Source organism: Alkalibacterium sp. MB6, from assembly GCF_009935905.1.
Taxonomy (GTDB): domain Bacteria; phylum Bacillota; class Bacilli; order Lactobacillales; family Carnobacteriaceae_A; genus Alkalibacterium.
The window spans coordinates 1-24,070 of sequence record NZ_PREX01000031.1 but is presented as its reverse complement, the minus strand read 5'-3'; the positions used below and the strand labels follow the sequence as shown (position 1 = coordinate 24,070).

Here is a 24,070-nt window from a genome sequence, read left to right as displayed (position 1 = left end):
AAATTTTAACGAAAACTACTTGTGATGAAAGTAACAATGTATGAAAATCATTTATTCTAAGTTTTATGCAACACTAGTGATGTATTATATAAGATATGGGTGGTTTAATCCATTTCTTATATTAAACAAAAAGCGAAGATCCAAGTCTAGGTGACTGAGGAGCTTCGCTTTTAGTTTATATATAATAACCTAAAAACCCCGAAACAATACCGATAATCGCGCCGGCAATGACGTCTCGTGTGAAATGTACCCCGCCAATGACTCTTAAAAAAGCTAACAGTACGCCCGCTAGAAGTAGTATTATCCCTAATGGTTGAGAAATAAAATAAAGAGTTGATGCGACGACAAAGCCAGAAAAGACATGACGGCTAGGAAAGGATTTACCTTTCGTGTCTTTATTAATTAGCGGCACAGTATCGTTCACTTCATAAGGGCGCGGGGCATTGATTAGGTTTCTAAAGACACTCACCAATATAAAGGAAATAGCTGGGGCGAGGAAAACTCGCCACGCTCTTTCGTCACGAGTCCAAATAAGTCCAATGAGAACAATGGGATAAAGAGCATATACTGAATAAGTGATGAGACGGTTTAATAAATTGATGACTTTTGCATTCATTTGCTTAACACCCTAATTTTAGTTTATACACACAGTTTATCATTTTAGCTAGTTAAATGATAGATTTTTCAAGCTAGTGTTTATGAAGGAAAAACCATAAAAATAAACACAATAAGAATATCTATTCTGCTAAAGTCTGGTTATAATAGACACATAGAAATGCTTGAATTTAATTTGATGGAGGTTTTAAGGATGACGAAATTTGGATGGGCTTACATTGGATGTGGAGGCATCGCTCACACGACTGCAAAAGAATTAGTAGAGACTGAAGACAATCAGATTGTAGCCGTTTGGAACAGAACACGCTCCAAAGCTGAAGATTTTGCTAATACTTATGGTGGGACGGTTTACGATACACCTGAGGAAGCTATAAGTGCAGCGGGAGTCGAAGGGGTGTATGTTAATGTGAATGGGGATCAGCATGCTCATTTCACTAAACTAGCTATTGATCTTAACAAGCCCGTTCTGTGTGAGAAGCCTTTTACTTTCAATGAAAAAGAAACAAAAGAACTCTTTAATTATGCCAAAGAAAAAGGTGTCTATGTCTCTGAAGCGATGTGGACTTGGCATAATGACACTGCCTTACAAGTGAAAAAGTGGGTAAATTCAGGCGTTATTGGCGACATTAAATCAGTTGATAGTGCGTTTGCGGTTCCTTTACTTAAACACTCGGATAATCCTCGGTTGACGACACTTGATATGCTCGGTGGTGCGTTAATGGATTTGGGTATTTATAATGTAAGGTACTGCTATGAATTGTTTGGTAAGCCAGAATCGATTGAAGTGGATGCCGTTATGAAAGAAGTCGACCACGAAGAAGACGTGACGTTCCATTATCCAAGTTTTAAGGCACATATGCACATATCCATGGTTAATGAAAATGGACACTACTTTGAAATAAAAGGATCGAAAGGCACGATTTCTGTCCCACAATTCCATATGGCTAAAAAGGCTATCTTAAAAACAAATGAAGGCGAAGAAGTCTATACGACAGATGACCTCCTATATGGAAAGCAATTCTCTAATGTCGCAGCTGAAATTCGTTCTGGCAAAACAGAAGGTGAAAAAATATCAGCAAAAAGCACCATTGATGTCATGGCTTTGCTGGATGAGTGTCGTAAGCAGATGGGCTTAGTTTATCCTAAGGAATTGAAATAAAATGGTAAATTGTTCCGATTTAAATAAATGGGTACTGAGCTTATCTGCAGTCATCCTATTGTCTGCATGCACTAATCAAGAAGAGGTTAGCGACTCTACTGGTCATGAAGTAGCTGATGAGACTAATAAGGAAGAAAATGAAACGGGTGACTTGGACTCGTCAGACGATACTGAAGAAGAAACAGAAGAACCTGAAGAAGAAACAGAAATAGAAGAAACAGAAAACGAAGAAGAGCAAGAACCTTATGTTTACATCACTGCCGATAGACTAACGATTCGATCAGACAGTCATGAAGATAGCGAATCATTGGGAAGTCTAGTCAAAGGGAAAGAAGTACTCGTACTTGAAGAAGTGGAACAAGATGAGTCGACTTGGTACAAAGTCCAAACCCTTAACCCTGAAAATAGTATAGAAGGTTGGATTTCCGCTGAATACACAGTGACTGATATCAATGAATTGTATTCATCTCCAGAATTATTTGAAGATGAAGAGTTGAATGAATTTTTCACATCACCGACTTTATTTGAAGAAAACACAGTCGTCGCTTACTACGGACATCCACATTCAGAAATCATGGGGATTGTTGGGCGTCATTCTGTTGAAGAATTAATCCCTCTTTTGAAAGAGACAACTGAAACCTATAGTCAGACAAGCGAGGAGAAGGGGGCTGTACCAGCTATTTATTTAGTATACGGGACGGTTCAACCAGGTGGAGAAATTAATCCGATGAGCTATGATTTAGCTTTATCTTATATCGAGACAGCTTATCAAAATGGAATCCTCATTTATTTGGATCACCAAATAGGCAAGCATTCACCCCAGTTTGCGATAAATGAACTGATAAGCTTTTTAAGATACCCTAACGTTCATTTAGCTCTTGATCCAGAGTGGCGTACCGATCGACCGATGCAAGAGGTCGGCCATCTAACTGGCGAAGAGATAAATGGTATACAAGACACGATGCGAGCTTATATGGAAGAGAGGAACATTAAAGGACATAGACAGTTCGTCTTTCATCAGTTTATTGACAGTATGATTCATAATATTGAAGAGGTATCCGTGGATGATGGGCCAGTTATTCCGGTTCATAACACATCTGGCTGGGGATCACCTGACGGGAAACGAGCCACTCATGATAGAAATGCTGGAGCAACTAACATTCCCTTTAAAGGCTTTAAATTATGGTATTACTACTCAGATAGGCCGGGAGTTCACTATGACAATCCTTTAATGACGCCAGAAGAAGTAATGGACCTTAATCCTCAACCCGGGCTGGTTATCTATCAGTAAAGAGGCCAGGTTCGAATGTGCTTTTCTAATGAAAATAGTTTCGAACCTTTTAAAATAATGGTACTCTTATATGTAGAGAATTGATTCAAGAGGAAAAGGAGAATAATAGTGAAGTTTATTTCATGGAATATTGATTCATTAAATGCAGCTTTAACGAGTGACTCTGCCCGAGCACTACTTACTCGCGAAACACTGGATTCTGTTATCGCACATGATGCGGATGTTATAGCTATTCAAGAAACAAAGTTACCAAGAACAGGTCCGTCAAAAAAACACATGGATGTCTTAAACGAAAAGTTTCCAGATTATGAAATGGTTTGGAGGCTGTCCGAAGAACCTGCAAGAAAAAGTTATTCTGGCACAATGTTTTTGTATAAAAACCACTTAAAACCGACAGTTGATTTTCCTGTTATAGGAGCGCCGGATACCATGGATTCAGAAGGACGCATTATCACCCTTGAATTTGATGAGTTCTATTTGACTCAAGTGTATACTCCAAATGCCGGTTCTGGTTTGGTCCGATTAAAAGAGCGCCAGCTTTGGGATGAAAAATATGCAGACTACCTCGCTTCATTAGATGAGAAAAAAGTAGTGATTGCGACAGGAGACTTCAACGTTGCTCATAAAGAGATTGACTTGGCTAATCCCAAGAGTAATCGTCTATCTGCTGGCTTTACTGATGAAGAGCGCGAAGGCTTCACTAAATTGTTAGATAGAGGCTTCACTGATACATTCCGCCATGTTCATGGGGATGTAACCGGCGTCTATTCTTGGTGGAATCAGCGAGCAGTCACAAGTAAGGTAAATAATTCTGGTTGGAGAATTGATTACTGGCTAGTCAGCAATCGAGCAGCTGATAAAGTACTGAAATCAGAAATGATTGACTCGGGATCAAGACAAGATCATACACCATTGTTGTTTGAAATTGATTTGGGTTAAATGATGTGCTGTTAACTACCAAAGACCTCCTACATAAACTGTAGGAAGTCTTTTTCTTACCTTAAAAAGACAAGAACGGAAAGTAGTTAGAAGCTCTTCGTAAACAGTAACAAGAGTTGAATAAATGATGGCAGTTTGTCATCACTAGTTGACAAAAAACTAAGATTCTTTAAAATAGATAAGGTTAGACAGTTAAACAGCTTACTAAAGAGAAGAAGACTATACTCAGCTATAGCAACATTGTATTCACTGTAACTTTACTATTGAGAGGATTTTAAATATGAAAGAAAACTTTTGGAAAGACTTACCTAAACCTTTTTTCATTTTAGCACCGATGGAAGACGTCACTGATGTGGTATTCCGTCACGTGATTAGTGAAGCGGGCAGACCAGATGTGTTTTTCACTGAGTTTACAAACTCAGTTAGTTATTGCCATCCAGATGGTCATGACAGCGTGAGAGGACGTTTAACCTTTACTGAAGATGAACAACCGATAGTGGCTCATATTTGGGGAGACCAGGCAGAACATTTTCGTGAAATGAGTATCGGTATGGCTAAAGAAGGCTTTAAAGGAATCGATATTAATATGGGATGTCCTGTGCCCAACGTTGCTGGTAAAGGAAAAGGAAGCGGCTTGATTCGCAGACCCGAAGTTGCGGCTGAACTAATCGAAGCGGCTAAAGCAGGTGGACTGCCGGTCAGTGTGAAGACGAGGCTAGGTTACACAAACCTTGACGAATGGCGTGAATGGATTACTCACTTACTCAAGCAAGATATTGTGAATCTCTCTATCCATCTACGAACGAAAAAAGAAATGAGTAAAGCAGATGCTCACTGGGAATTGATTCCAGAGATAGTCAAATTGAGAGATGAGATCGCTCCTCATACATTACTGACGATTAATGGAGACATACCAGACCGACAAACGGGTCTAGAACTTGTCGAAAAATATGGTGTAGACGGAGTCATGATTGGTCGAGGTGTCTTCACGAACCCTCATGCCTTTGAAAAAGAACCAAGAGAACACTCAAGTGAAGAGATGCTTGATTTGCTAAGACGACACTTAGAACTGTTTGATTTTTACACCCAAGATACACCACGAGCATTTAAACCCTTAAGACGATTTTTCAAAATTTATGTGAGAGGGATGCGTGGAGCAAGCGAATTAAGACAGCAATTAATGGAAACACAAACAACTGATGAAGTAAAAGTGTTATTAGATGCTTTTGAAGAAAAACAAAAGCAACTGGATGAACAAGAAGCAGTAGAATACGCAAACCAATAAAATTGTTAAACAGGCGAACGTTCGTCTCAGTGACCATCAAGTTATCACTAGAGATTGAGCGTTCTTTTTTGGTTGGAAAATGAGTTTAACTGCCCACTCAGCAGTTTTCAAGCTTTTGAGTGGTAAGACAAACAGTTTTAACTGCCCACTCATTCATCGTCATGGTAGTGAGCGAGTAGATAAATGGCTTTAACTGCCCACTCAATCATGGAGAAATGCGTGAGTAGGAAGATAAACGGGTTTGAGTGTCAGACCAGTCGACTTCGATTAATGAATTAATACTATTCATTGAACAAGCAGGTCAAAGACTGTACAAACATTAATTAAAAGAGTTAAAAAGACTAAAAGTCACAAGTTGAATTATTCAAAGTTAAAAAAATCAAAACAACCTTGACTTAACCCCCCGACGTGCTAAAATTTAATAATGCTTAAAAGCCGCTGTCTTTGCAGCGGCTTTTATTTATGTAGAAGGAGGTTTTTCATGTTATACGTATGGAGTTATGTTAAAAGGCACAAAAAATTATTATCATTGAACTTTTTTGGGGCCATTTGTTTTGTGGTGGTTAACTTAGGGTTACCCACCATATTGGCTCAAATTATCGATGATGCATTAGTAAACCAAGACAGAAATCGATTGTATTTTCTTATAGCGATCATGGTGGTCGTGATTATTTTTGGTTTACTGGGTAATATTGTATTAACTTATGCCTCTAGTCGATTGACTAATGAAGCAACGAAAGATATTCGAAATGATCTTTACGACAAAATAAATGAATTCTCTCATGAGGAATACGAAACGATAGGGATACCCTCTTTGGTGACACGTATCACGAATGATGCGTTCGTTATCTTGCAATTCGTGGAGATGGTTTTAAGAATCGGGTTCAACACACCGCTTATGTTTGTCGGTAGTATTTTCCTTATCATTACCACCAGCCCATCTTTATCTTGGATATTAGTCGCTGCACTTCCCCCCATATTGTTTATTATCTACATTATCGCGGTAAAATCAGGACCTCTATCTAACAAAATGCAAACTCTATTGGATAAGTTAAATACCTATTCAAGGGAAAATTTAACGGGACTCCGTGTGATTCGAGCATTTTCCAGAGAAAAGTATCAAGAAGAGAAATTTTCTGAAATCAATCAAGAGTACGCAGATACAGCAAGTTCTTTGCATAAGCTAATGGCTACAGCAATGCCCTTGTTTTTCCATATTATGGCTTTAGTTGTTATAGCTATATTCGTTTTCTCTTTGGGACCAATAGAAGCGGGACAAATGCAGGTAGGGACTCTAGTCGCTTTTGTCGAGTATGCTTTTCATGCCTTATTTTCAGTCTTAATGTTTTCTCAAATTTTCATGATGTATCCAAGAGCAAGTGTATCAGCCAAACGTCTTAAAGAAGTACAAGACATGCCTATATCAATAAAAAGCAAGGCAGATGGCGTTACTGAAACAACAACAAAAGGTTATTTAGAGTTCGACCAAGTATCTTTTGCTTATCCTGGAGAAACGGAAAGTCCTGTTTTGCATGACATTAGCTTTAAAGCTAATCCTGGAGAAACAGTTGCCTTTATAGGAAGTACAGGTAGTGGGAAATCGACACTGGTACAGTTAATTCCTCGTTTCTTTGACGTGACGTTTGGAAGCATTATAGTCGATGGGGTTGATGTTCGTGATTACAATCTGGATGCTTTGCGCAGTAAAATTGGTTTTATACCACAGCGCGCTCTTCTCTTTACAGGGACCGTTGGAGATAATCTAAGGTTCGGTAAAGATGATGCAACTGAACTTGATTTAGATACAGCTTCAGATGTAGCGCAGGCCCGAGACTTTATTGAAAGAATGAATAAGAAGTACCACTCCTATTTAAGTGAGGGGGGAAGTAATCTGTCCGGGGGGCAAAAACAGCGGTTGTCAATTGCACGAGCGATTGTAAAAGAACCCGCTATTTACGTTTTTGATGATAGCTTTTCTGCACTGGATTACAAAACTGATGCGGAAGTGAGACGCCGCTTGAAAGAGATTACAGGTGATGCAACTGTCATCATCGTAGCGCAACGCATTTCAAGCATTCGAAATGCGGATCAAATTATCGTATTAGAAAAAGGTGAAATTGTAGGACGTGGCACGCATGAAGAATTGCTCCAAAGCAGTGAGATTTATCAAGCAATTGCGATTTCTCAATTAAAAGAAGAACAGGAAGGTGAAGTCGATGCGTAAGATTCCTATGGAAAGAGATGCGTCTATCATTGAAAGCTTTCAACGGATTTGGCCCTATTTAAATCAATACAAAGGCCGACTGTTCTTTTCTCTTTTTCTTGTTATCCTTCAAGTGATAACTAACGTGCTGGAGCCCTTTATCTTTGGGTTAATTATTACAGAGATAGGCTTTAATGTCATGGATATGATGAACGGTGTTCAGGGTGCGGGCTTAAATTACTCTTATATTTATACCGTCTTAGTTATTTATTTCATACGAGGATTAATTAATCATGGATCCACTTTTGGTTCAAATTATTTTATGACAGAAGCTGTTCAGAATATGACCTATGACTTACGAACAGAAATTTCAAACAAAATGAACCGATTGCCAGTGTCTTATTTTGATAAACATCAATTTGGAAATATATTGAACCGTATAACAAATGATATTGATACGATATCAAATGCGTTCCAAGTGTCACTTTTACAAATAGTTAATGCGATTTTACAACTCATATTTGTTATCTTGATGATGCTATGGATTCAATGGCAATTTGCGTTGGTCATGATTGTGGTGATTCCACTATCAGGCATCATTGCTAAGCTGATTATTAATAAGTCTCAACCTTATTTTAAAGACCAAGCCGACATATTAGGGCGAATGAATGGCTTTGTTCAAGAGAATTTAACTGGATTTAATGAAATTAAATTGTATGGTCGAGAAGACAAGGCTAGGGAAGAATTTAGAACAATTACTGATCAACTCAGTAAGACAGGGTTTAAAGCCAGCTTCACTTCTGGACTTATTCGTCCACTGATTACCTTTGTTGCCCATAGTGCCTATGTCATTATCGCTCTGTTCGGAGGATTATTGACTATTGCGGGTCGGATGACTATTGGTAACTTGCAAGCCTTCACGCAATATGTTTGGCAAGTGAATCAGCCCATGCAGATGATTTCCCAATTGTCAGGACTGATTCAAAGTGCCTCAGCCGCTATTAACCGTGTAACGGAATTATTGGATGAAGCAGATGAAAATCAAGAGTATAATCAAACGATTCAAATACCGGTTGAAGGGCACGTTTCTTTTGAAAATGTCTCTTTCAGTTACGACCAAGATAATCCCCTCATTCAAAACTTTGATGTTGATGTGAAGCCTGGGGAAAGAATTGCGATTGTTGGTCCGACAGGTGCCGGCAAAACAACATTAATTAATTTACTAATGCGATTTTATGACGTAGATAAAGGTGAAATCATGATAGACGGAACAGAAGTCAATGCCTTATCTCGTCAAGATTATCGTTCTCAGTTCGGAATGGTTTTACAGGATGCTTGGTTGTTTGAAGGAACCATAAAAGAGAATTTACGTTTTGGCAACTTAAACGCTACAGATGAAGACATTGTTCAAGCAGCAAAAGTGGCCAATGTTGATCACTTTATACGAACCCTCCCGAGTGGGTATGATGCAGTCATGAATCAGGAATCTTCAAATATATCTCAAGGACAGAAGCAGTTGCTTACTATTGCACGGGCTCTACTCTCTGACCCTAAGATACTCATTCTAGATGAAGCGACCAGTTCAGTGGACACGCGTCTGGAGATACTTATCCAAAAAGCGATGGACCGGTTAATGGAAGGGCGAACCAGTTTTGTCATTGCTCACCGCTTATCCACTATTCAAGATGCTGACCGTATCTTAGTCATGAATAACGGACAAATTATTGAACAAGGCAATCATGAAGAGTTATTGGAGAAGAAAGGCTTTTACACGCAACTTTACCAAAGTCAGTTTAATGACTAGCAACCTAACATATATAAACTCGCAAAGTTGATTCAAACGGCTTTGCGAGTTTTTTTATTTAAACCTAGAACGGAAATCCGACAAAGACTCAGGAAAAGAGATCTTTTTCTATTAAGAAGGAGACAGAGTCATTTTACTTAAGTGTGTTAGGAGTAACCTTTATAATTAAGTTGATTTTCATACTGATAGTAAGTATCGGGTTTGCTTTTTTTGCATAGAATAACTGAATAGTGTGTCTTTAAACAATATAAAGGATGTTTATACAAAATATACACAATAAAAGCATAAAAAACTTATAACAGCTTGTGTTTTAGTCTTAGTCATGCTATTCTTTAAAAGTTGAAAAATTTAGGAGGATACAGGAATGGCTAATAAATTTAAGTTTGTTATTTTTTCGCTACTAGGATTTATCTTTTTCTTAGTCCCGTTTACTATAAATGGGGAGAGCAGTATTACGATTTCTCATATTACAACCTTTGTTACAAGCACTATATTAGATGAGTTTATACTCTTTACTCAATTATCTGCATGGATTGTTTTGATTGGCACCGTCCTCTTCTCAGTTTATACATCTAGTAGTAAGCGACTGAATTCGATTTTCAAAGCGTCTCCTATAAATATCATATTAAGAGTAGTGGGATCCTTTCTTTATCTTATGGTGACTAACAACTGGTTCGTTGACACAACACTGGGACAAATGATACTGAGTCCAGACACAGGAGGATTAATGGCAGGGGGAACGGGCCTGTTAACCACCTTATATATAACGTTTTTTGTTGGGATACTCTTTCTTCCTTTACTCACTCACTTTGGAATCGTAGAGTTTATTGGAATTATATTGGGTCCTATAATGGAAAAAGTGTTTAAAGTACCGGGCTACTCAACCATTGATGCCATCGCTTCTTTTGTTGGAGATGGAACAATAGGTATTGTAGTGACGGATAATCAGTACCAAAGAGGCTACTATAATAAAAGAGAAGCATTTATAATTGCCAGCAGTTTTTCGGTAGTCGGCATCGCGTTTGCTGCAGCTGTTGCACAAGAATTAGGATTTGGACAAATCTTTCCTCTCTTTTACGGATCAATACTGTTAGTCACGGTCATTCTTGCCTTTATTACTGCACGTATGCCCTTAAAGAAATTTCCAGCAACATACTATGAAGATAAAACACCTAAAAAAGCTGTTCTACCAAAAGGAAAAACCACGTTACAGTACGCTTCTGAATCAGCTCTTGATCAAGCCGACTCAGTTAAATTGACTGAGGCGTTAGGAGAGGCCGTTCTCAATATCATCAATATTTATGTTGGGTTTCTCCCTATTATTATGGCAGTTGGTACGGCTTCTTTGATTGTCGCAGAATACACAGCCTTTTTTGATATCATTAGTGCGCCATTGGTTTATGTCTATGACTTTTTGGGTTACACCAGAGCAGTAGCAGAAATGATGGCACCAGCTTCGGTAGCGGGATTTGCTGATATGTATTTGCCAGCCCTCTTTATAACAGAATCGCCATCTGAAGCATCTCGTTTCTTTATTGGTGTGCTTGCCTTTACTCAATTAGTCTTTATGTCTGAAACAGGTATGGTACTAGTTAAATCAAAAATCGGATTAAATATGTGGGATGTTGCCAAATTATTTATATTCCGCACAATTATATCTATTCCAATATTGATGGGCATCACGTATGCATTATCGTTCATGGGCATCATCGCTTTTTAAATTAATATAGTTGAAATAACGAACCCTTTGCAGAAGAAAGAGATGGATAACATCTCTCTTACCTTTTATAGAGGGTTTTTAGTTGGGCGGCTTATCGAATAAATGGTGGTGAATTATTTCATTTAATGGCTATATCATGCTAAACTTGACATAACAATCCGACGATAACAGGTCGAAACAAAGAATGAGAGGGTGCCTCATGAATACATTTCACATCATTTACTTAGTCGTTGTTGCTTTAGTTTTGTTGATAAGTTATCGATTCAGTCTAACATCACCTAAGGCTAGGAAACTATCTATTACATTGTTTTTAGTATTTCAAATCATTTATTTGCTATGGCGGACCTTCTATACTCTTCCTTCAGTAGGGTGGTTGAGTTTACTTGTTGGTCTTTTATTGCTACTTACAGAATGGGGAGGCTTTTTTCAAAATATTGTCAGTAGTTTACTATTTTGGAAAAAGCATAAACGTAAAGAGGTGCCTATAAGTGCGTTGAAGTCATTACCTAAGGTTGATATATTCATAGCTACTTATAACGAGTCAGTCGATCTCTTAAGACGAACCATTGTTGCTACTCAACTTATTGACTACCCTAAAGATAAAGTGTCTATATTAGTGTGTGACGATGGGAGAAGAGAAGATGTCAGATTACTTTGTGAAGAATTAAATGTCAGACATATCACAAGACCGGATAATAAGCATGCCAAAGCGGGTAATTTGAATCATGCTATGACCGTTTCCAGTGGAGAAATTATTGTCACGATGGATGCAGATATGGTGCCCCGTTCTAACTTCTTAAACGAAACCTTAGGGTATTTTTCAAATGAACGAACAGGATTTGTTCAGGCACCTCAAGCTTTTTATAATGAAGATTCCTTCCAATACAACTTATTCGCTGGCGATCGAATCAATAATGAACTGGATTTCTTCATGCGGCTTATTGAGGAAGCAAAGGATCGGTTTAATGTGACCATGTATATTGGCAGCAATGCTGTCTTCAGACGTTCTGTTCTAGAGGAAATTGGTGGTTTTGCAACGGGAGTCATCACAGAAGATATGGCCACAGGGATGTTAATACAAGCCAATGGCTGGGAATCGGTCTTTGTTAATAAAGTTCTCGCCGTTGGACTAGCTCCAGAAACCTATAAAGACTTATTAAAGCAACGCGATCGATGGGGCCGAGGAAATGTTCAAGTTATGCGAAAATATAATCCCTTAAAATTAAATGGCTTGACTGCCTTGCAAAAATTACTCTACTTAGATGGCGTCCATTACTGGTTCTTTGGAATTTATAAATTGGTCTTTTTATTGGCACCGATCCTTTATTTAGTATTTGGTATTTTTGTATTGGAAGCAGCGTTTTTGGAGCTGCTCGTCTTTTGGCTACCGGCATTTTTATCTTCTCAAGTCTTCGCCAATTTGATTTCTGAGAAAAAGCGAACTGTGTTATGGAGCCATATTTATGACATTGCCTTAGCTCCTTCTATGGCTTGGGCGATGATTTCTGAAGTGTTTTTCAAGAAAGAATTTTCCTTCAATGTGACTCGTAAAGGTGTCTATACAAATACACGTTATTTTCTATGGAAATCCAGTTGGTTTCATATCCTCTTAACGCTCTTATCACTTATTGGTATAACGAGAGGGATTCTTGCCTTTGTAAGACCGGATTTAGTCTCTTTAGAAGTAAACAGTTTATATATTAATCTCTTCTGGATGCTTTTCAATTTATTTGGTTTGTTTATAGTGATGTTAATTTTCTTCGAAAGACCACGTTATAGATCAGCTGAGCGGTTTGAGCATCCTATTGATATAACGATTGGTAGTGATTCCGTTATTCCAGCAACGATGATAGATTTGAGTGAAACAGGTGGACGGATTTCGGTTGCTCAAGAACATTTACCCAAAAAAGATAAGCAAACTCTGCTGTTAAATTTAGTGGATAAAGACCCTATTGAGTGTGAAATAAGATGGGTTAACCCAGCTACGAATGGCAAAGTGGATGTGGGTATTCGCTTTATAGATCTTCCTCCTGATTCCTATAGACAAATTGTGAAAATTATCTATGCAGACCCGACAAGTTCAATAGGTGAAAAGAGTAATTATAAACCAGGTCTGTTTCCAATCATTGGCAATTTCCTTCGTTATTCAAAGAAAGTGCCTTTTACACAAAGGCGGTTACTACTTAGAAACAAAATCAAAGTAGAAGGCATTGTAACTATTAATGACTTAAATTATTCTGCCTCCTTAGTGGACATTAGCGAAGGGGGAACTCAAATAAAAACGAAGGTTAAGTTAGAAAAAGGAGATAGTGTTAAACTGCAAGCACCATCAGAAAATATAGAAAATAAAAAAGGTGAAATTAAATGGGTGAACACCCGTTTTGGTTCAGTTTATGCGGGAATTGAATTTGTAGATTAGACTACTTTAAAAGATTTGTCAGATCCCAACTAGTATGAGAGAGGACAAGGTAAATGCCTAACTATTGCAAGTTAATAAAGTATATTGATTGTGCTTTAGTCATTAGTGGACTAGCCTTGGTCCTCTTTTTGCATTTGAGTTATTCAGAGCAGATGGGTTCCCCCTTAAGGGATTGGATTGTTGACAACTTTTATATAGAAACGTGTTCTGAAAATGCTGTTACTGCAATGTACTTGGACTTTCGTGTGTTCGATACGATTCTTGAGGCACTGATGCTCCTTGTGTGTATTATGGAAGTGATCACTATTTCTGGAACGGACGGTCAAAAGAGACAAGATGCTTTCCAGAATAAAGGGATTGGAGATAAAGAAGGGGCTACCCATATGTTAAGGGGTATACGGGTCTCTTATCCATTAACTCTTCTGTTGGGCATTTATTTGATTTTAAATGGCCATATTTCACCGGGGGGCGGTTTTCAAGGAGGAACCATACTGGCTACTCTCTTTATTAGTCGTTATATTGCCTTTCCTAAAGAGTTATTTAATATTGATCGTTTAGAGAAATTGGAGTATATTCTCTATTTATTTATTATACTAGTGCCCTCTGTCTATTTATTTTCGAACCTACAATTTTTAGAAAACCTTATTCCACAACAGCTGTATTTAATTTTGATGAATACCTTAATTGGATTAAAGGTATGCGTGGGATTGACTGTCATAGTGAACTGGTTTATTTACTATGAGGGAGCACAAGAGCAAACAATGAAGCATGAAAAGTACAGAGACAATTAATTTAGAGGAGAGGCGACAGAGTTATGCTCTGTTGGTTAGTTTCAATCCCAATACTTATCAGTATTGCTCATTTAACATTTGGTAAAGAGAATTCAAAAAAATGGGTCATAGCCGTACAAATTGGGATTGTAGCCTATACGACATACTTATTCTACCGAATGGAAGAGTGGGGAAGTATTTCTGACCATTTAGGAGGTTACCCAAATGATGTGGCTATTACCTTAAGTGTTAATCAATTAACTATTGTATTCGTTTGGGTAACGACTTTATTGTTTTTAGGCCTTTATTTGTATGGCTACTATTCAAAGTATTTTGATAACTACACCGGCTTTTTATATTTAACACTAGAAGCTCTTGTTTTAGGCCTGTTTATGACAAATGATTTATTTAACATTTACGTCTTGCTTGAAGTATCTACTATTGTTGTTGCTTTATTGATTACATCAAATCGAGAGAAACAAGCGTTTACAATAGTATGATTTATTTATTTGTGACGGTTATTTCATCTGCCTTCTGGTTCTTTGGATGCCTTCTGATTCTTTGGAACGGTCATGCTCTACAGAACCTTTGGCGTTTTAGATATTGAATTAATATCTGAAGGTATCAATTTAATTTAGGATCCACGTAGCTTAATCTTACCCTATGCCATGTTGTTGTCAGCTGTTAGTGTGAAAATTGCTTTATTTCCCATGCACGGCTGGCTGCCTAAAGCTTACAGTGCGCCTAGCGCTCCACCTTTGGTTCCGGCCGTTCTCTCAGGTATTTATGAAGCAGCAGCACTGTATCTTTTTATTCGAGTCGTCACGTTGTTTTCAGGCGTGATAGATATCACTATTTTTTTATTTGTCATGGGCTTCATCTCGGGAATATTTGGTTTCATTCGAGCAACCATTGAAGAAGATATTTATTTGATTTTGGCTTATTCGACTGTATCTCAAATCGGTTTAATCGTAATCGGGGTCGCAACAGGAACGGAGGACGGCTTTTGGGGCAGCATTTTCCATGTGTTGGCTCATTCGTTATTTAAATCCACCTTATTCTTAGTAACTGGAGACCTCCTTCGCCATTATGGAACTAGAGACATTAGTAAAATTAAAGGAGTCATGAGTACCTTACCTGTAACAGGTATAGCTCTGGTTTTAGGTTTATTGGGTTTGACTGGAGCGCCATTTTTCAATGGATCGATTTCAAAAGCTTTAATAGGGGCAGGTATTTACACCAACGCGATGTATGTTCTCTTCAACGTGATTACGTTAGGTTCCATTATCTATAGTTTAAAACTAGCTGATATGTTGGTTGGTGAAAATGAGTTAAGTAGAGAAATAAGAGACAACAAAGAACCAAAGAGTCGTCAGAGATGGGTGACACTAATGTTTGGTTCCTTGACTTTATTAACTGGATTATTTGGAGAAGGGATCATGACCTTTTTATACGACTATCAAATAAATTTAACTGCACAAGGGTTATTACAACATGCCATAACGTATCTCATCTTACTCACCCTAGGCTACTTTATTAGTAGGCACATTAGAAAAAGTGAGAATGTATTTACATCTATCGTTGGGATTAACTTATCATTTAATTCTATGATAAGGGCGTTAGTGTTATATTTTATTATATTAGCTAGTTTTATGTATTGGTCTATTTAGTTAGGGAGTAGTGAGAAAGCAACGAATTAATCATATGACTGATGTTTCGTGTTAGAATGAATTGAACAAAAGAACCAAAAACAAAGGAGACTATCATGGACGGCACAAAAAGAAGCGCAATTACCCCAGGGACAAAAGTAAAGGTTGTTCAAAAGCAGGATCAACGATCAGGAAAATTAACTGAAGGGGTCGTCTCGAAACTATTGACGAATTCACCAACCCATCCCCATGGCATTAAAGTGAGACTGGAAAATGGTATCGTCGGAAGAGTAAAAGAGATTTTAGATTAATAAACCCATCAATAATAGGGTTTATGCGGATAATTAGTCGTTTTGCTGGCCTGAAGCAAGTGAAACGCTCAAGACTTTAACAATTAAGTGCCAATTGTGTCAAAAATAAAACAATTAAAGAAAACATTAGGTGATTCGGATATTCCATGGTACACTATGTTTAACATATTGGTAAGAGACGTAGTACGAACGATTGATTTATTCCGAATCGGCTTTAGCAATTATGTAAATATTTAGTGCTAAAACGCACGAGGAGGATTTTTAATTATGGAACAAGGTACAGTGAAATGGTTTAACGCAGAAAAAGGTTTTGGATTTATCGAACGTGACGGAGCAGACGATGTATTCGTACACTTCTCAGCTATCCAATCTGAAGGATTCAAATCTTTAGACGAAGGACAAGCAGTTACTTTTGACATTGAAGAAGGTAACCGTGGTCTTCAAGCAGCAAACGTACAAAAAGCTTAATTAACCTTAAACTTTAACGAGACAAGATCGTGGATGAACATCCACGACCTTGTCTTTTTTTTATTTACATAATGGATAAAGCTAGTACTGCTTTGGGTACCGTCTTGTTTTAGTTAAAGGCTCTTTTATGCATACTCAACAGAAGATTTTGTTTGAGTGTGGAGAATAAGCAGTGTTTTCTATGAACTCACTAGAATATTTCGACTGAGTGTGGTTAAAAAGGGGTCTTTTCTACGTACTCATCAAAATAATTTGATTGAGTATGACTAATAAGATTAAAATACAAAGCTGATGATTGATCCAGTATTTTATCTATATAAAACAAACAGTTTCGCAATTTTAGAGAGCGCTTTTCATTGCTATAAGGTATACTATATTCAAATGAAACGCACTTGTTACTTATTTATCATCATGTCGTTATAATGCTTAGGAAGGAGTGGAGATATGAGAAGATTTAAAGGGTTAGTCATCGGTTTACTTGCAATGGTAGTTTTAGTAGCTTGTTCTAGCGGTGGAGAAGACAGTTCTCAGGATTTTGATTCTGCAACAGAAGAAGTAGGGGTAGAAGATTCTGCCGATTATGGACAATGGGAAGAAGCAGACAGCGCTGGTGACCCGGCAGAAAGATTAATTGGAGAAAAAGTCATTCAAACCGTTCATGTTGATTTTGAAACACTCCATTACGATGAGGCTATTAATCACGTTGCTTCAACCATCCGTGAGCATAACGCCTACATTGAGTACTCTTATGAGCAGAATTATCAACCATCTGGGCTATCTAATCCTAATTCTTCAACACCCATTTACCGTCAGATTTCTTACACTTTAAGGGTCCCAACCGAAGCGTTATCAGATTTCCTTGCAGGTTTAGAAGGCATGGATGGGCATAAGACTATGGAAGAAATTGGGACAGAAGATGTTACTCAAACTTATAGAGACACCGAATCTCGCATTAACGTCTTACAAAATAAAGAAGACCGCTTGAATGCTTTATTAGAACAAGCCGAAACGATAGAAGATATTTTGCAAATTGAAGACAACTTAAGTCAAACAATTGCCGAAAGAGAAGTCCTACAATCTCAGTTAGATAATTATGATAGCTTAATCGACTTCACAACCGTTAATCTATCAATCGTTGAACGACCTAGAATATCAAGTGCCCGGGATGAACAGTTATCGTTCTTTGAACGTTCACGAGAAGCGATTATTGATTCTTTCTACGCCTTCTATTACTTTATCCAAGATGCAGTTATATGGTTCATTTATGCATTACCTTTCTTGATGATTCTTGGATTAATTATTTGGATTATTTGGTTTATTGTTAAAAGAAGAGACAAAAAAGTCATAAAGTAGTGTAATTGCAAGCAGAATGAGTGTGGTATAATCATAACTCATTCTGCTTTTTGATTAACAGACTAACTTTAAATACGGAACAGACTTCGTTAACGAGACTTTACAGGAGGATTTATGTGTTAAATCAATTTATTATCAATGTGAGTTTACTAATATCTCTTATTTTTATGTATGTGACGTTTAGAAGAAAACTTGGTCAGTTTCATCCTTCTCCATTGACGCTTTATCTTTATGACGGTGTCTCTGGAGGATTAATGGGGTATGTGTTGATGAACTTTTCCATCCTTTTAGTAGAAGGGACTTTTATAGACTTTCGTTACATTCCTATTATTTTGATCTTTTTATTTATTGATAACAAGGCGGCTATACTCAGTGCCTTGTTAATTGCTGCGGCACGTTTTTTCATTGGGATATCCATTTCGTCGTATTTTTCTATATTAATTTTATCCCTTTTAATTTTAGGGTTGTATGTCATGAAGTACTTTGCGAGAAAGATAGAATCGATTTATTTAAAAGGTATGATTATGGTTATTTACGCCACCTTTTTATATACCTTATATTTTATTAATTTATTGGACGTCACAACGGAAATTATACTAATATTGGTGTTCTTTTGGTTGGTGTCCATTTTAGGAGGCTTGTTTGCTTTATTTCTAATGAATTATTTGCGAACAGCCGAACTGATCGTAAGAAAGTATGAAGCAGAAGCTACGATTGATTACTTAACTGGCTTAAGCAACGTGAGAAAATTTTACCAGCTCCTTGATTATTATACTAAAAAGTCAAAAGTAAAAGAGAGTCCATGGGCCATTGCTATGGTAGACATCGACTTCTTCAAACGAGTCAATGATACTTATGGGCATGAGGCCGGAGATATTGTACTAATTGAAGTAGCAAGACTTTTGGAAGAAGTAGTGGATTCAGAAGCCTTTATTTTTCGAAAAGGGGGAGAAGAGTTTACGGCTATTTTTCCCAATACGTCTTTGGAAAAAGTTGTTCACTCCATGGAAGCCTGTAGAAAAGCGATCGAAAGCCATATATTTAATGTAGGCCAGCTTAATGAATTACACATAACGATCTCTATAGGGATTTGCCATTTTTCAGAAACGACAACATCAGTTGACGATGTGATGGCAAATGCTGACGAAAAATTATATATGGCAAAAGAGAGGGGCAGAAATAGATTAGTCTATTAATCTGCCATAAAATAAGAACACAACTTAAAGCTGAAAAGAGGATTTAGTCTTGATACAAACGTTGCTATCGTCACTGGTTGTTTATGTTTCTACCAGTATCGACTACTTATTTATTTTGTTAATTATTTTTTCGCAAGTTCATTCAAGTAAAGGATTCAGGCAAGTTCTTTTGGGTAAATATGTGGGAACAAGCTTCTTAGTTGCAGCAAGCTTACTTGCTGCTTATGTATTAAATAGCATCCCTCAAGATTGGGTCATTGGCTTGCTAGGCTTCATCCCCATCTTTTTAGGGATTCGTGTGGCACTTGTAGGCGAGGAAGAAATGGAAGAAGAGGAAGTCCTTGAAAAAATAGAAGCCCGAGGGACCAATCGTTTAGCTTGGGCAGTCGCTTTGATTACTGTGGCTTCTGGAGGCGATAACTTGGGCATTTACATCCCTTACTTTTCATCGCTGTCAGTTGCCGAAATCGGTTTGGTTATCATCGTATTCGCTCTATCCGTTTATGCTCTATGTTACGGTGCGTATAAAATCGCCAAAATCTCCTTTATAGCAGAAACGATGGAAACATACGAACGCTTCATTATCCCCATCGTGTTTATTGCGTTAGGTATTTACATTATGTGGGAAAACGGCACCTTCCAAATGCTTGGCAACATTTTAACCTAAAACATAAAACCACTGAAGTGCCTTTAAAGCATTTCAGTGGTTTTTCTAATTATAATGTTTTGCTGAACAAATAACAGGTTAGCGGAAACGTTTCACCATTATCATTTTTAAATTTAATGTCCCGTTTACCAGATTGTATAAATCCGCGGTGAAGATAAAATTGGTAAGTTGACCCAGAGTCAGTGTACAAATAAACGAGTTTATTTTGGTGTTTCTTGCTTACTTCTTTGAGTAGTAACGAACCAATGCCTTTTCCTGTTTCAGCAGGATCAACCGCAAAGAAAGTAAGTTCACCGTCAGGATAAGGAGTGTGAGTCATAAAATCATCCAGCATTTCCTTATTTGCCTGTGTATAGTCGTTAGCCATACCGTCATAACCGAGCCATTGCATCATTTTTTCAAAAAGGAAACAATATAGTTTGTATCTGATATTAGTATAAACAACCGATTCATTTCTAAATTCTCCAAATAAAAAACCAACTAGTCGGTTATCTAAATAGGCTCCCATAACAGTAGAAGAGCATAATAATACATCATAAAAAGCATAGCGACTGTATAAGGCTAAGGCCACTTTGTTTGAAACAAACCAATCATGATGCATGCCTTGTCGAGCGAAGGTCATTGCATGTTTAAAATCTTTCTTTTTAATTTGTCTTATATCAAGATGGGAATAAGTCATTAGTGTCCTCCTTCACTTACTAGTTCATGTTAATAATTCTATCATAATAAAAGAGAGGATACTTCTGATACATAAGCAGATTCAAAAACCAAACTGTCATCATATGATTGTTTAGTTTATTTTAAGTGAAATAAATGGTAAAGTGTTATATAGCTTAAGCGGATTCAGTTCGTATTAAATAGTGTCAATTATTCTTAAAATAATCAAAATCTTTCCTTTAGCGTGAGTTACAATGACTATATAGGTAAAAACAGGAGGCAAATGATGACCAAACAAGAAGCGTTTCCAAAAGACGCCATGCGTGTGTTGAAGGAAACAAGTCGAACATTCTATATACCGATTACTTTTTTAAAGAAGGATATGAAACACGCAGTAGCTGCGGCATATTTACTTTACAGAGCAATTGACGAAATAGAAGATCATGAAGCTATTTCTAATTCAGTTAAGCATGATATTCTTATCAAACTAAGTGATTTATTCAAAAGGAGCTTTACCAAAAAGGAGTACCTACAAATTATTGAACCGATAAAAGGGGAGTTACCAGAAGTATCGCTTCGTTTATATGAGTGGATTGAAGCATGCCCAAGCGGCGCCCGTCCCATAATGATGGGAGTAGGCAGCGAGATGGCTTATGGCATGGGAATATGGGCTCAACGTAATTGGCAAGTTCATACGAAAGAGGACCTTGACGATTACACCTATTATGTAGCTGGCATTGTCGGAATCTTCTTATCTAAAGTATGGGAGTGGTCATACGGACAGGAAACGGATGATGAGCTCGCTGTTGGTTTCGGCAGGGGCTTACAAGCAGTTAACATTTTAAGCAACCAAGAAGAAGACCTTGAAGAGCGTGGGGTCAGCTTTGTACCAGACGGATGGACTAGGGACCAGTTATTTGACTATGCTGAAGGGAATTTAGCAAAAGCGGATGCCTACATTGCAACCTTAACGGATAGAAGTGCGACAATGTTCTGTCGCTTACCACTAGCTTTTGCCCATAAGAGTTTGGATGCTATGAAAAAAGGCCGAGAAAAAATGACCCGACAAGAAGTCGAACAAACCGTAAAAGAAGAACAAGAAAAGTTCAATAGAGGAAGCTAAAGATAAGTACACTAGGAGGTAAACTCTTGGTGTGCTTATTTTTTTATAATAAAACTCCTCGGCTTCTTCATTTTTTATGTATAATTAGTGTAAAGGCGTCCAAAATAGGGAGTGAGTTTGTGGCAGCATTTGGAGAATACATTGCTATATTGGGACTGGATCATATGCTATATATGATAGGCTTAATAATGATAGGAACAGCTTTATTTATTAAGCGAGATAAAGTAGTAGATAATAAAAAAGTAGTGACCTTAATTATATTAATGGCTTCTATTTTGCAGCAGATTATTCTTTATGGATCTTATTTTCATTTCATGGCATTTGATTTAGCTGAATCGCTGCCTTTCCATATTAGTAGAGTAAGTTCAATCTTAGGCATTATTTATCTGATTACAAAGAACAGTAAAGTGTTTAAGGTGGTTTCTTTTTTTGGCTTATTTGCCTGGACTAGCTTTTTATATCCCAGTCGGGTGCATGGCGTGTTACACCCTATTGGTATCAGTTTCTTTATTAATCATTTAGTGACACTACTTTTGCCCTTTTACGGTATGATTGCTTATGGAGAAGTCATTCAAAAAGGAGACAAAAAGAGTGTATTTCCTTGGTTTTTATTGTATCTAGCTGTAGCGATGTGTGTCAATTGGCTAGTGGATGGAAACTATTTCTATTTGAAGCATAAACCGGTTTTGAGTAGCTTATCAGATGTGATTTATATCCCTCTTTTAATCCTTTTTGCGTATATTATTTTCAGCATAGGAGAGTGGGCCTATACAAGAGTGTCCAAACGATTTTAGAATGAGGATAATGGTTAATAGTCAAAATGTGATGAAATTAAAAAGAACTCCAATGTGTCGGACTATTTTTCTACCTTTATAAAATGCTAAGAATTCTTAAGTTTAAAGTCTTTTCAAATTCACAAAAAAAGACTATAGTTAGTATAATGTTTAAAAATTTATCTATTTATATGAAGGATGTTTTTTCAATGGCGATAGCTATTGTTACACTAATAATTTTAATTTTCATCAACGGTTTTTTTGCAGCTTCAGAGTTGGCCTTTGTTAATTTAAATGACAATAAGGTTAAGCGCGCAGCTGATCAAGGCGATAAAAAAGCTAAAAAAATGTATCATTTAATATCACAACCGAGTCGCTTTTTGAGTACGATTCAAATAGGCATCACCTTGGCTGGTTTCTTATCCAGTGCGTTCGCAGCTGATTTTTTCGCTGATCCGATGGCACAGGCGTTATATAATATAGGTGTTCCGCTAAATCTGAATGTTTTAAATACGATTTCAGTCGTTTTTATTACTATTTTACTGTCTTATTTTACTTTAGTTTTTGGAGAGTTAGTCCCGAAACAATTGGCGCTACAAAAAGGTGAAGCTATCGCTAATATAGCAATTGGGCCGGTATCATTCTTGGCTAAAGTCACTTCACCAATTGTCAAATTCTTGACTTTATCCATTAACTTAATATTTAAATTGTTCCGTACGGATCCTAACGCCCAAAACGAAGAAGCAACTGAAGAAGATATTCGATTGCTTGTCGATTTAGGCCGAGAGCGTGGAACCATTAACCCAGCAGAAGAATTAATGATTCATAATATATTTGACTTTAATGATACGTCTGCTATGAATATCTTGACTCACCGAACCGAAATGGTTGTTTTGTCTGTAGATGCTAAATTTCCTGAAGTGCTTGAAAAAATTAATGAGCATCGATTTACACGCTTTCCCGTCTATGAAGGCGATATCGATAATATAGTTGGAATATTTCATGCAAAAGACATGTTTCAATATATTCACGGTGGCCAACCAAACGATTTTGATTTAAGAAAAATTATACGTAAACCATTATTTGTTCAAGAAACACAGACAATTGATGTTTTATTTTCGAAAATGAGGCAGGGGCAGACTCATATAGCCATTGTGTTAGATGAATATGGCGGAACTCAAGGATTAATTACGATTGAAGATGTCATTGAAGAAATTGTGGGCGATATATCTAGTGAAAGCTTAGAAGTGGGATCATTAAAACAAGAAATTACAAAAGTTTCTGATCATGAATACCTGATTCTAAGTTCTTACCGCTTACGAGAGTTAGAAGACTTAACAGGTGTGGCATTACCAACAGATGAATTCGATACGGTCAACGGTTTCCTCATTAATGAGATTGGGCATATTCCATCCGCTGGAGAACACCCTATCATATCTTATGGTAAGTTAACATTTGAAGTGAAAAGTGTTCATGATAACCGGATTAACAGTGTATTATTAAAAATAAAATCAAGTGAAGAGTAATTTATCCCCCAACACGTCGTGTGTTGGGTTTTTTCGTTGTTACGCTTAAAGTAGACATTAGATCCTGAATAATTCATAGCTTTAATTCTTTGGCACATTTTATTGAAATATGTATCACTAATATCCCTATCAACTGATTTTG

Annotated in this window: 21 protein-coding genes; 19 read left to right on the top strand and 2 right to left on the bottom strand. The window is 37.2% G+C overall.

From position 1 onward, the window contains the following. Nucleotides 1-175: 175 nt before the first annotated feature. On the bottom strand, nt 176-616 hold the full coding sequence (locus C3945_RS10480) for a phosphatase PAP2 family protein (protein WP_161879632.1): 441 nt from the start codon (nt 614-616) through the stop codon (nt 176-178). A gap of 192 nt (nt 617-808) precedes the next feature. Between C3945_RS10480 and C3945_RS10475 the strand changes: the two genes are divergently transcribed. The 16 genes from C3945_RS10475 (at nt 809) to C3945_RS10400 (ending at nt 19,849) form a co-directional block, all read left to right on the top strand. Then, entirely contained in the window at nt 809-1,774 is a 966-nt protein-coding gene (locus C3945_RS10475) for a Gfo/Idh/MocA family protein (protein WP_161879631.1), read from the top strand. A gap of 1 nt (nt 1,775) precedes the next feature. After that, on the top strand, nt 1,776-3,065 hold the full coding sequence (locus C3945_RS10470; RefSeq protein ID WP_161879630.1) for an SH3 domain-containing protein: 1,290 nt from the start codon (nt 1,776-1,778) through the stop codon (nt 3,063-3,065). A 108-nt stretch (nt 3,066-3,173) separates the two neighbouring features. Further along, nucleotides 3,174-4,004 carry an exodeoxyribonuclease III gene (locus C3945_RS10465; RefSeq protein WP_161879629.1) on the top strand — a complete coding sequence of 277 codons (831 nt, stop codon included), beginning with the start codon at nt 3,174-3,176 and terminating at the stop codon, nt 4,002-4,004. 280 nt (nt 4,005-4,284) lie between these two features. Continuing rightward, nucleotides 4,285-5,289 carry a tRNA dihydrouridine synthase gene (locus C3945_RS10460; RefSeq protein ID WP_161879628.1) on the top strand — a complete coding sequence of 335 codons (1,005 nt, stop codon included), beginning with the start codon at nt 4,285-4,287 and terminating at the stop codon, nt 5,287-5,289. Nucleotides 5,290-5,770: 481 nt separating this feature from the next. Next, nucleotides 5,771-7,513, top strand: coding sequence for an ABC transporter ATP-binding protein (locus C3945_RS10455; RefSeq protein ID WP_161879627.1), 1,743 nt, complete (start codon nt 5,771-5,773; stop codon nt 7,511-7,513). Continuing rightward, nucleotides 7,506-9,296 (top strand): ABC transporter ATP-binding protein, encoded by a 1,791-nt coding sequence (locus C3945_RS10450; protein ID WP_442862178.1) that lies wholly within the window; start codon nt 7,506-7,508, stop codon nt 9,294-9,296. Before C3945_RS10455 ends, C3945_RS10450 begins: the two co-directional genes overlap by 8 nt. A gap of 364 nt (nt 9,297-9,660) precedes the next feature. Further along, entirely contained in the window at nt 9,661-11,016 is a 1,356-nt protein-coding gene (locus C3945_RS10445; protein ID WP_161879626.1) for a YjiH family protein, read from the top strand. A gap of 199 nt (nt 11,017-11,215) precedes the next feature. Further along, a complete protein-coding gene (locus C3945_RS10440; RefSeq protein WP_161879625.1) occupies nt 11,216-13,435 on the top strand; it encodes a glycosyltransferase family 2 protein in 2,220 nt (739 codons plus the stop codon). Between the two features lie 53 nt (nt 13,436-13,488). Next, nucleotides 13,489-14,226, top strand: a complete 738-nt coding sequence (locus C3945_RS11870) for an MnhB domain-containing protein (RefSeq protein WP_202623353.1) — start codon at nt 13,489-13,491, stop codon at nt 14,224-14,226. 23 nt (nt 14,227-14,249) lie between these two features. After that, the gene (locus C3945_RS10430; RefSeq protein ID WP_161879624.1) at nt 14,250-14,705 is read left to right on the top strand and encodes a hypothetical protein; all 456 of its coding nucleotides are present in this window, start codon (nt 14,250-14,252) and stop codon (nt 14,703-14,705) included. Between the two features lie 168 nt (nt 14,706-14,873). Next, a complete protein-coding gene (locus C3945_RS10425; protein WP_272928099.1) occupies nt 14,874-15,875 on the top strand; it encodes a complex I subunit 5 family protein in 1,002 nt (333 codons plus the stop codon). Nucleotides 15,876-15,970: 95 nt separating this feature from the next. Then, nucleotides 15,971-16,165, top strand: a complete 195-nt coding sequence (locus C3945_RS10420) for a YwbE family protein (protein WP_161879622.1) — start codon at nt 15,971-15,973, stop codon at nt 16,163-16,165. A 267-nt stretch (nt 16,166-16,432) separates the two neighbouring features. Continuing rightward, on the top strand, nt 16,433-16,633 hold the full coding sequence (locus tag C3945_RS10415) for a cold-shock protein (RefSeq protein WP_161879621.1): 201 nt from the start codon (nt 16,433-16,435) through the stop codon (nt 16,631-16,633). A 444-nt stretch (nt 16,634-17,077) separates the two neighbouring features. Further along, complete coding sequence (locus tag C3945_RS10410) at nt 17,078-17,986, top strand: DUF4349 domain-containing protein (protein ID WP_161879620.1); 909 nt, start codon at nt 17,078-17,080, stop codon at nt 17,984-17,986. Between the two features lie 116 nt (nt 17,987-18,102). Continuing rightward, nucleotides 18,103-19,182 (top strand): GGDEF domain-containing protein, encoded by a 1,080-nt coding sequence (locus tag C3945_RS10405; RefSeq protein WP_161879619.1) that lies wholly within the window; start codon nt 18,103-18,105, stop codon nt 19,180-19,182. Between the two features lie 49 nt (nt 19,183-19,231). Beyond that, nucleotides 19,232-19,849 (top strand): CadD family cadmium resistance transporter, encoded by a 618-nt coding sequence (locus C3945_RS10400; protein ID WP_161879618.1) that lies wholly within the window; start codon nt 19,232-19,234, stop codon nt 19,847-19,849. Nucleotides 19,850-19,898: 49 nt separating this feature from the next. Here C3945_RS10400 and C3945_RS10395 read toward each other — a convergent pair whose 3' ends face one another. Beyond that, on the bottom strand, nt 19,899-20,528 hold the full coding sequence (locus C3945_RS10395; RefSeq protein ID WP_161879617.1) for a GNAT family N-acetyltransferase: 630 nt from the start codon (nt 20,526-20,528) through the stop codon (nt 19,899-19,901). 264 nt (nt 20,529-20,792) lie between these two features. On the opposite strand from C3945_RS10395, the gene C3945_RS10390 reads away from it, so the two are divergent. From C3945_RS10390 to C3945_RS10380, 3 genes are all read left to right on the top strand, one after another. Next, the gene (locus C3945_RS10390) at nt 20,793-21,629 is read left to right on the top strand and encodes a squalene/phytoene synthase family protein (protein WP_161879616.1); all 837 of its coding nucleotides are present in this window, start codon (nt 20,793-20,795) and stop codon (nt 21,627-21,629) included. Between the two features lie 119 nt (nt 21,630-21,748). Next, on the top strand, nt 21,749-22,423 hold the full coding sequence (locus C3945_RS10385; RefSeq protein ID WP_161879615.1) for a YwaF family protein: 675 nt from the start codon (nt 21,749-21,751) through the stop codon (nt 22,421-22,423). Between the two features lie 188 nt (nt 22,424-22,611). Further along, entirely contained in the window at nt 22,612-23,928 is a 1,317-nt protein-coding gene (locus C3945_RS10380; RefSeq protein ID WP_161879614.1) for a hemolysin family protein, read from the top strand. The last annotated feature ends 142 nt before the right edge of the window (nt 23,929-24,070 follow it).

Bases quoted from the DNA above. Each gene is read 5' to 3' on its own strand.
- C3945_RS10480 (WP_161879632.1), bottom strand. From the start codon at position 616: ATGAATGCAAAAGTCATCAATTTATTAAACCGTCTCATCACTTATTCA.
- C3945_RS10475 (WP_161879631.1), top strand. From the start codon at position 809: ATGACGAAATTTGGATGGGCTTACATTGGATGTGGAGGCATCGCTCAC.
- C3945_RS10470 (WP_161879630.1), top strand. From the start codon at position 1,776: ATGGTAAATTGTTCCGATTTAAATAAATGGGTACTGAGCTTATCTGCA.
- C3945_RS10460 (WP_161879628.1), top strand. From the start codon at position 4,285: ATGAAAGAAAACTTTTGGAAAGACTTACCTAAACCTTTTTTCATTTTA.
- C3945_RS10455 (WP_161879627.1), top strand. From the start codon at position 5,771: ATGTTATACGTATGGAGTTATGTTAAAAGGCACAAAAAATTATTATCA.
- C3945_RS10450 (WP_442862178.1), top strand. From the start codon at position 7,506: ATGCGTAAGATTCCTATGGAAAGAGATGCGTCTATCATTGAAAGCTTT.
- C3945_RS10445 (WP_161879626.1), top strand. From the start codon at position 9,661: ATGGCTAATAAATTTAAGTTTGTTATTTTTTCGCTACTAGGATTTATC.
- C3945_RS10440 (WP_161879625.1), top strand. From the start codon at position 11,216: ATGAATACATTTCACATCATTTACTTAGTCGTTGTTGCTTTAGTTTTG.
- C3945_RS11870 (WP_202623353.1), top strand. From the start codon at position 13,489: ATGCCTAACTATTGCAAGTTAATAAAGTATATTGATTGTGCTTTAGTC.
- C3945_RS10430 (WP_161879624.1), top strand. From the start codon at position 14,250: ATGCTCTGTTGGTTAGTTTCAATCCCAATACTTATCAGTATTGCTCAT.
- C3945_RS10425 (WP_272928099.1), top strand. From the start codon at position 14,874: ATGTTGTTGTCAGCTGTTAGTGTGAAAATTGCTTTATTTCCCATGCAC.
- C3945_RS10420 (WP_161879622.1), top strand. From the start codon at position 15,971: ATGGACGGCACAAAAAGAAGCGCAATTACCCCAGGGACAAAAGTAAAG.
- C3945_RS10415 (WP_161879621.1), top strand. From the start codon at position 16,433: ATGGAACAAGGTACAGTGAAATGGTTTAACGCAGAAAAAGGTTTTGGA.
- C3945_RS10410 (WP_161879620.1), top strand. From the start codon at position 17,078: ATGAGAAGATTTAAAGGGTTAGTCATCGGTTTACTTGCAATGGTAGTT.
- C3945_RS10395 (WP_161879617.1), bottom strand. From the start codon at position 20,528: ATGACTTATTCCCATCTTGATATAAGACAAATTAAAAAGAAAGATTTT.
- C3945_RS10390 (WP_161879616.1), top strand. From the start codon at position 20,793: ATGACCAAACAAGAAGCGTTTCCAAAAGACGCCATGCGTGTGTTGAAG.
- C3945_RS10380 (WP_161879614.1), top strand. From the start codon at position 22,612: ATGGCGATAGCTATTGTTACACTAATAATTTTAATTTTCATCAACGGT.